6 protein-coding genes and 1 pseudogene are annotated in these 6,361 nt (G+C 58.0%); 4 read left to right on the top strand and 3 right to left on the bottom strand.

What is annotated here, in order from left to right; genetic code table 11:
- Nucleotides 1-189 (top strand): annotated as a pseudogene (locus tag HGP12_RS33630) (transcriptional regulator); the annotation flags it as partial.
- 178 nt (nt 190-367) lie between these two features.
- Here HGP12_RS33630 and HGP12_RS33625 read toward each other — a convergent pair.
- Nucleotides 368-946 (bottom strand): TetR/AcrR family transcriptional regulator, encoded by a 579-nt coding sequence (locus HGP12_RS33625; protein WP_205926808.1) that lies wholly within the window; start codon nt 944-946, stop codon nt 368-370.
- 203 nt (nt 947-1,149) lie between these two features.
- Between HGP12_RS33625 and HGP12_RS33620 the strand changes: the two genes are divergently transcribed.
- Nucleotides 1,150-2,334: an alpha/beta fold hydrolase gene (locus HGP12_RS33620; RefSeq protein WP_246703665.1), complete on the top strand. Its 1,185-nt coding sequence runs from the start codon at nt 1,150-1,152 to the stop codon at nt 2,332-2,334.
- Nucleotides 2,335-2,500: 166 nt separating this feature from the next.
- Here HGP12_RS33620 and HGP12_RS33615 read toward each other — a convergent pair whose 3' ends face one another.
- On the bottom strand, nt 2,501-3,424 hold the full coding sequence (locus HGP12_RS33615; RefSeq protein WP_168844254.1) for a LysR family transcriptional regulator: 924 nt from the start codon (nt 3,422-3,424) through the stop codon (nt 2,501-2,503).
- Nucleotides 3,425-3,511: 87 nt separating this feature from the next.
- On the opposite strand from HGP12_RS33615, the gene HGP12_RS33610 reads away from it, so the two are divergent.
- Nucleotides 3,512-3,919 carry a nuclear transport factor 2 family protein gene (locus tag HGP12_RS33610; RefSeq protein ID WP_168844253.1) on the top strand — a complete coding sequence of 136 codons (408 nt, stop codon included), beginning with the start codon at nt 3,512-3,514 and terminating at the stop codon, nt 3,917-3,919.
- 241 nt (nt 3,920-4,160) lie between these two features.
- Here HGP12_RS33610 and HGP12_RS33605 read toward each other — a convergent pair whose 3' ends face one another.
- Entirely contained in the window at nt 4,161-5,144 is a 984-nt protein-coding gene (locus tag HGP12_RS33605) for an AraC family transcriptional regulator (RefSeq protein ID WP_246703664.1), read from the bottom strand.
- Between the two features lie 97 nt (nt 5,145-5,241).
- Here HGP12_RS33605 and HGP12_RS33600 point away from each other — a divergent pair, with 97 nt between their 5' ends.
- Complete coding sequence (locus HGP12_RS33600; RefSeq protein ID WP_168844252.1) at nt 5,242-5,604, top strand: nuclear transport factor 2 family protein; 363 nt, start codon at nt 5,242-5,244, stop codon at nt 5,602-5,604.
- Nucleotides 5,605-6,361 lie beyond the last annotated feature (757 nt).

Here is a 6,361-nt window from a genome sequence, read left to right as displayed (position 1 = left end):
CAGCGGCGTAAGCGCTGTCCAGAATTCAGTGAATGGTGGACCTCTCACGACGTGGGAGCACCGCTGTCGAGCGTCAAGACGCTAACCCACTCGGTCCGAGGCGAATTAAAGTTCAAGTTCGCTACTTTTCAGGCGAATGATAATCCGGCGTTGAAGCTTGCCATATATGCCAGAGCCGACGACGCTTAGCCTCCGGGTTGAACCTGGATGTCCGAGCCGCAGCGCTACGGGTTTCCTCCCAAACCGGCGAAGCGCGTGCGAAATTCTACGGCGGCTCTGCCGATCACCGGGCCGGAACTCGTGCTCCGTTTCGTCTGGCGTCATTTTTCCATAGCCGCCATGCGTGTCGCGACGGCGTACCGTCCCGTCATTCCGGTGGCGAGCACCTTTGGACACTAACATCCGCCAGCGCCTCGAATACAGCTGGCGTGCGTTCAAGGCGGGCGATCGTTCGCGCACCTTCGAGGGCGGCCACCAGTGCTGATGCGGTGGAGGATGCCCGCGCGGGAGCGAAGCCGCACCCTCTAAAATGCGCCGCAATAATCTCGGTCGAATCGACAAATCCGCGCGCTACCCGTTTGGTCAGCTCGGCGTCGAGTGCGGGTAGCTCATTCGCCAGATTTTGCATCAGGCATCCGTATTGGAAATCAGAGGCGACCATTTCGGCGGCGAATGCGCTGAAAATCTGGCGAACAAAATTTAGAGCATCGCCCGCCGTATTCGCCGAAATGTTTCGCAAAACCGCAATTCGACTCGCAACGTACTGATCGATCGCTTCTTCTGCGAGCTGTGTCTTGCCGCGTGGAAAGTGAAAGTAGAACGATCCTTTAGGCGCACCGCTTTCCGCAATGATCTGGGTCAATCCAGTCGCAGTGTAACCTTGGATGCGAAACAATCTTTGGGCGGTGGCAATCGCGTTAGCGCGGGCGTCGGTCTTACGTGGCATGCAACGAACATAACACGGTTCGCTTGACGTTACTATGGCAATCGCCATACTATGGTGATCACCATAGAAAAGGCCAACCCATGAGTCATCCCATTCGTTTCAAACCATCGATGTCCCGACGAGCCGTCCTGGCGATGGGCGCGGCCAGCGTGGCTGCGGCGTTACTTCGACCAGCTCGCGCAAACCCCATAGGAGGAAGTGATTTGACGACGTCACCGTACGGCGGGGAAACGCTTCCCAAGAACGTCCGCTCGCGCATGATCCATGGGATCAACGGCCTCGATGTCCATATTCTCGAGGCCGGTCACGAAAGCCCCGGCCGGCCGCTCGCGCTGCTTCTGCATGGTTTTCCGGATCTGGCTTACGGCTGGCGATACCTGATGCCGCTTTTGGCTGAAGCCGGGTACCATGTCGCAGCCCCCGACCAGCGGGGTTTTGGCGGCACCACCGGCTGCGTGAGCGACTATGACGCGCCGTTGGCGCCCTTCGGCCTCTTGAACATGACCCGTGATGCGCTCGCGTTGGTATCCGCGCTCGGCTATCGGCGCACGGCGATGCTCGTCGGCCACGATCCCGGCTCGCCTGTGGCCGCTTATTGCGCGCTCGCCCGACCTGACGTCTTTCCCTCGGTGGTGCTGATGAGCGCACCGTTCCCCGGCCCGCCAGCGTTTCCGTTCAACACCGTGGACAGAGAGGCGCCGTCGGCTCAACCGAACAATGAGAACCAAAAGCTGGCGGCCGCTCTAGCGGCGCTCGATCCGCCCAGAAAGCATTATCAACAATATCTGAGCTCACGGCAGGCGAACGATGACATGTGGCACCCGCCCCAAGGCCTGCACACGTTTCTTCGTGCATTCTTTCACGTCAAGAGCGCTGACTGGTCGGGAAACAAACCGCATCCGTTGAAGGGGCGAACCGCCGCAGACCTTGCACAGATGCCTACGTATTACGTGATGGATCTCGGCAAGACGATGCCAGAGACGGTCGCTCCATTCCAACCTTCCGCCGCTGAGGTCCAATCCTGCAAATGGCTCACCGAGCCAGAACTTGGCGTGTACGTTGAGGAGTATGATCGCACCGGGTTTCAAGGCGCCTTGCAGGCTTATCGCGTCTTTTCCGATCCCGACTTAAACGCCGAGTTGCGCCTATATTCGGGGAGGACGATCGATGTCCCGTCGCTCTTCATCGGCGGGAAGAGCGATTGGGGCACCTATTCGGCGCCGGGCGCGCTTGATCTCATGACGACGAAGGCGGCGACGAGGATGGCCGGCATCGAGCTGATCGACGGCGCTGGTCATTGGATCCAGCAGGAGCAGCCGGTTCGGCTAAGCGAGCTCCTGCTCGCCTTCGCCAAGGAGGCGGGTGCGGCGGGTCACGCCCCCGGTTAGCTCGGGGGATTCCTATCGGGGCTCGTGAAAATATTGCCGGCGTCCAAACGACCGTCCCGTAATGTCCGTCAGTTTCAGTAGGGCCTTTGGGTTTGATGGTCCAGGTCCGGCGCTCGCTTCCGGCTTCTGCTTGGCCTGCCCCCAACGAGGTGATCCGGGTGGAATGTTAGCGGAATGCCGCCACGTTCGTCCTGAAGAACGTCATTACGCGATCCATCCGCGTTGGGTTAAGCGCATGATTTCGACGGATCATCCACATCGTTGTCGGTTCGCATGCCCACTCGTTAAGCACGGGGAACAAGCTGCCGGACCGCAATGCTTCCGCGACCAGCCAGTGGGGCGCCCACGCTATGCCGGCACCGGCGATTGCCGTCCGGGCAACGGCATTGGCATCGTCGAGGATCAGTGCGGGGCTCGGATACCATCGCAATTCCGAACCTCCACCATGACGGGTGGCGAAGCGCCACGCGTCCACGACGCCGGTGCGTTGGTTACGGAAACCGATAAGATCGTGATTTGACAAGTCGTTGGGCGTCGATGGTTTCCCTCGGTTGGACAAGTAGGCGGGCGACGCGCAGGCGACCCATGCAAAGTCGAATAGCGTCCGCTGGAGATGCCCGGGGATGCCGTCTATAGCTCCCGCACGCAGCACAATGTCTACCCCATCCTCCGCCAAGTCGATCATTTGATCGCTGCCACGAAAGTCGAGTAGGATATCGGGATGCGCGAGCCTGAAGGCAGACGTTAGGGGAGCAAGGCAGACGCTGAGGAAAGCGGTTGGCGCGCTAACTCGGACGCGGCCCTGGGCACCATCTCGTGCCGCCGTTGTCAAGGCGGTGTCAACCTGTTCGATGCTGCGAACCGCTTCGCGGGCGAGTCCGATCAGCTCCTCACCTTCCGGTGTTAAGGAAAGAGAGTGCGTCGAGCGATTGAGCAGTCGCACTCCTCTCATCTCCTCCAAGCGTGCGATCGTCTTCGAGATGCCCGACGTGGACAAGCCGAGCTGCCGACCTGCTTCGGCGAACGATCCAGTGTCCACGATCCGCACGAAGCATTGCAACTGAATTGTGCTGATTGTTGGTGTTGACATGGTGTCAATACTGTCACGCCTGATCCGGCGCTACAAGGTTGGGAGGCGTCGTGCGATTTAATCCAAATCAACAGAAGGAAAATCGATATGAATATGCGACATGTAAAACCATTTCTGAACGCCATGGACGCCGGCGAGGTGGACAAACTCGGCGAGCATCTGAGCGACGACATCGTGCTGCTCAGCCCGTTTGTCGTGGATCCATTCGTTGGCCGCGATGCCGTCGTTAAGGTGTTGGGTGTGCTGCATTCGGCTGTCGACTCATTTACGACAGAAGAAGTCATCGCGGGCGACAAGCGCGCCGCGGTGATGCTACGCATCCGGGCTGGCGATATTGAAGTGACGGGCGTTGACGATATGCGGATTGGCGAGGACGGCCGTATCACAAGCATGTCGGTCCAGTGGCGGCCGCTCGCCAACATCGTAGCGATACAGCGGCGGCTGGCTCCCCTGATTGGCGCTCCGGTGCTGGAGCTCATCGAAAAACCGGCGTGAGTGCACCGGCTCCAAGAGCATGTCGTTACCAATTGACAATCGCTCACGTCCTCTCCAAATCCCAATGAGCCTTGGAGATACCCTTGTTATCGCCGGCGGCAACCAGACTGCGCGCCACTGATGTTCCCGCATGGCGGGAGCGCCTACTCGTCAATGTGGCTTCTCGATTTCAGCAGGTTTTGAGTCAGAGCCGCCTGAGGTTCGGGCCATAGCCACCCTTAATGCCGGCAACCGTCCCATCTCATTTCCTGACCAATGTGCGATCAGATTGCAGTGCCTCGGTTGCCTCGGTCCCGCATGCGCGCGCGAACTGAGTGGGAGAGCAGCCGACTGTCCTGGTGAAAGCCGAGCTGAAGGCGCTCGACGAGCCGAATCCTACGGAAAACGCGATCTCCGCAACCGTCTTCGTGCCGTTCTGAAGTTCGTCCTTCGCCAATGCGATACGCCATCGCAGCAAGTACTCGATCGGTCCCATTCCGAAAATGCGCCTGAATCTTGCTGCGAAACCCGCTCGTGACACGCCGCAGAGTTTTGCCAGCTCGGCGACAGTCCAGTTGCGTGCCACATCTCGGTGCATCGCGACGATGGCTCTTTTCGCGTATCGATCGGCAAGTCCGGCCAGGAGCCCTTTCTTTTCCGAATTTATGCTGACAAGACCGCTCCGAAGGATTTCGACAAGGATCAACTCGACCAGCCGTATGATCACGAATTCGCTTGCCGGTCCAGGCAAGCGAGCTTCCGCTTCGTTCATCGCCAGTAGGGCGCGGATCCGTCCGACGGACGGGTCGGAAGCCGAGATTCCCACAGTTTGCGGAAGCAGCTCCTCAAGGAGATCGTTATTCGCTGCAGAAACGATGAATTTTCCAGCATGAAGCGTCGTCTGTCGATCGTCGCTGGAGCCGAGCTGAAGTCGCTTGCTCTTTGAAGATGCGACAGCAGTCTCGCTGTCGATAGCCATCGCGGAGTTGCTCGAGGCGAGCCTAAAGGGCGTCGACGCCCGGATCAGGAGAAAATCTCCCTGCTTAAGCAAGAGCGGTTGATGATCGGGCCGAATAGCGAGGCATTGCCCCTGTTCCACCCAACAGAAGAGAAGGTCGTTGCGCTCGCGGAATCCAAGAGCCCATTCTCCCGACGCGTCCACACCGGCGAAGAGCACAGCTCGCGGACGAAGAATCCGCATGATGTCAAGCAATACATCTGCCAAATTTAGACTTTCGATAATCAACAATACATCTTTGATTATCGACAGTACATAGGATCCGGCCTACATCCAAGTGGCTTGGTGGTCATGGCGGCTATTGCTACTTCGGAAGGATTTTAAAGTGAGCCCGGAAACGTTGACAAATAACTGGAAGGCATATCTTGCGGCCTATGGGGCTATCGACGCCGACGAACGGGAACGGTTGCTCCAGCAAAGCGTCGCCGACGATATCGTCTTCACAAATCCCGGAGGTCGAGGTGAGCGTCGCACCGGTCTCATTGCTCATATCCAAGACTTCCAAAAAAAGATGCCGGGCACTTATTTTGAGACGGAGAAGATTTTCATCCATCACGGCGAGTTGTTGACGATTTGGACCATGCATAAGCCGGACGGTATGAAGGTAGCGACCGGATATAACTTTGTCAGGACGGATGGTGCAGGACGGTTCGTTTACATGGCTGGTTTCTTCGGTCAGCCAGCCTAGCATGCAAGGACCGCGGCTTCGGTGAGGTTCCGCAGGACTGTCGCGTAACCTCACTGTTGTCTTCTCCGCGAAAGCAGCCTCATCTCCACCTGCGAAGGCTCCCTCCAACTGGAGATGCGCATAGGTTGAGCAATGCAGCCCGGGACCTGTGATGACTCATCCATCGTGGCAACCTGCGGCTCAATCGACCCGAAACCAGCCGAGATGACCGAGTAACGTTGGGGTGCCGTTAAGGGCAGAAACTTGTCGCCAAACGGTCGGCAACCACAAAAGTACCAAACGACAATGTGTCATATGCCCGCCTCTCGATCGCCAATTTGTGTTGAGGCCGAAAAGGGGTTGGGGTCGTCCAAGTTGGATTGAATCAAATCCGCAGCGATCATCCCTCCTCTGCCGTTGAGATGGATGCCGTCGCTATGAAATTTCCAACCGTTCAACCGCCCGATTTCATCGGGAGACATCCCAGCACCATCATCGCGAACTGCGCGCCGAGGCCATGAACATCTGGGCGACAATCGCCCGGGCATGACCAACAAAAGTAGCGCGCGTCGCAATCTGGCGTCCGGCCAATTAACTTTACGGTGCCAGCAATCAGCTTTATCTTGCTGCCGCCGACCTCCGGAATCGTCTGGTACCCCGTCCGACCGGAAGTAACCCTCCAATCATTGATGAGTGCAAAGTAGTCTACAAAGTGTGCACATCAGTACGGATTCCGGGTTCTCCACTCCACATCCCGTCGACATTCAATAGCTAACTA

It is taken from the genome of Rhizobium sp. P28RR-XV, assembly GCF_012641385.1.
Lineage (GTDB): Bacteria > Pseudomonadota > Alphaproteobacteria > Rhizobiales > Rhizobiaceae > Rhizobium.
Note: the sequence above shows the minus strand (reverse complement) of the source record. Positions and strands in the feature narration are given on the sequence as shown.

Excerpts from the sequence above, each read along its gene's own strand:
- HGP12_RS33610 (WP_168844253.1), top strand. The coding sequence starts at position 3,512 with ATGAATATGCGACATGTAAAACCATTTCTGAACGCCATGGACGCCGGC.
- HGP12_RS33625 (WP_205926808.1), bottom strand. The coding sequence starts at position 946 with ATGCCACGTAAGACCGACGCCCGCGCTAACGCGATTGCCACCGCCCAA.
- HGP12_RS33615 (WP_168844254.1), bottom strand. The coding sequence starts at position 3,424 with ATGTCAACACCAACAATCAGCACAATTCAGTTGCAATGCTTCGTGCGG.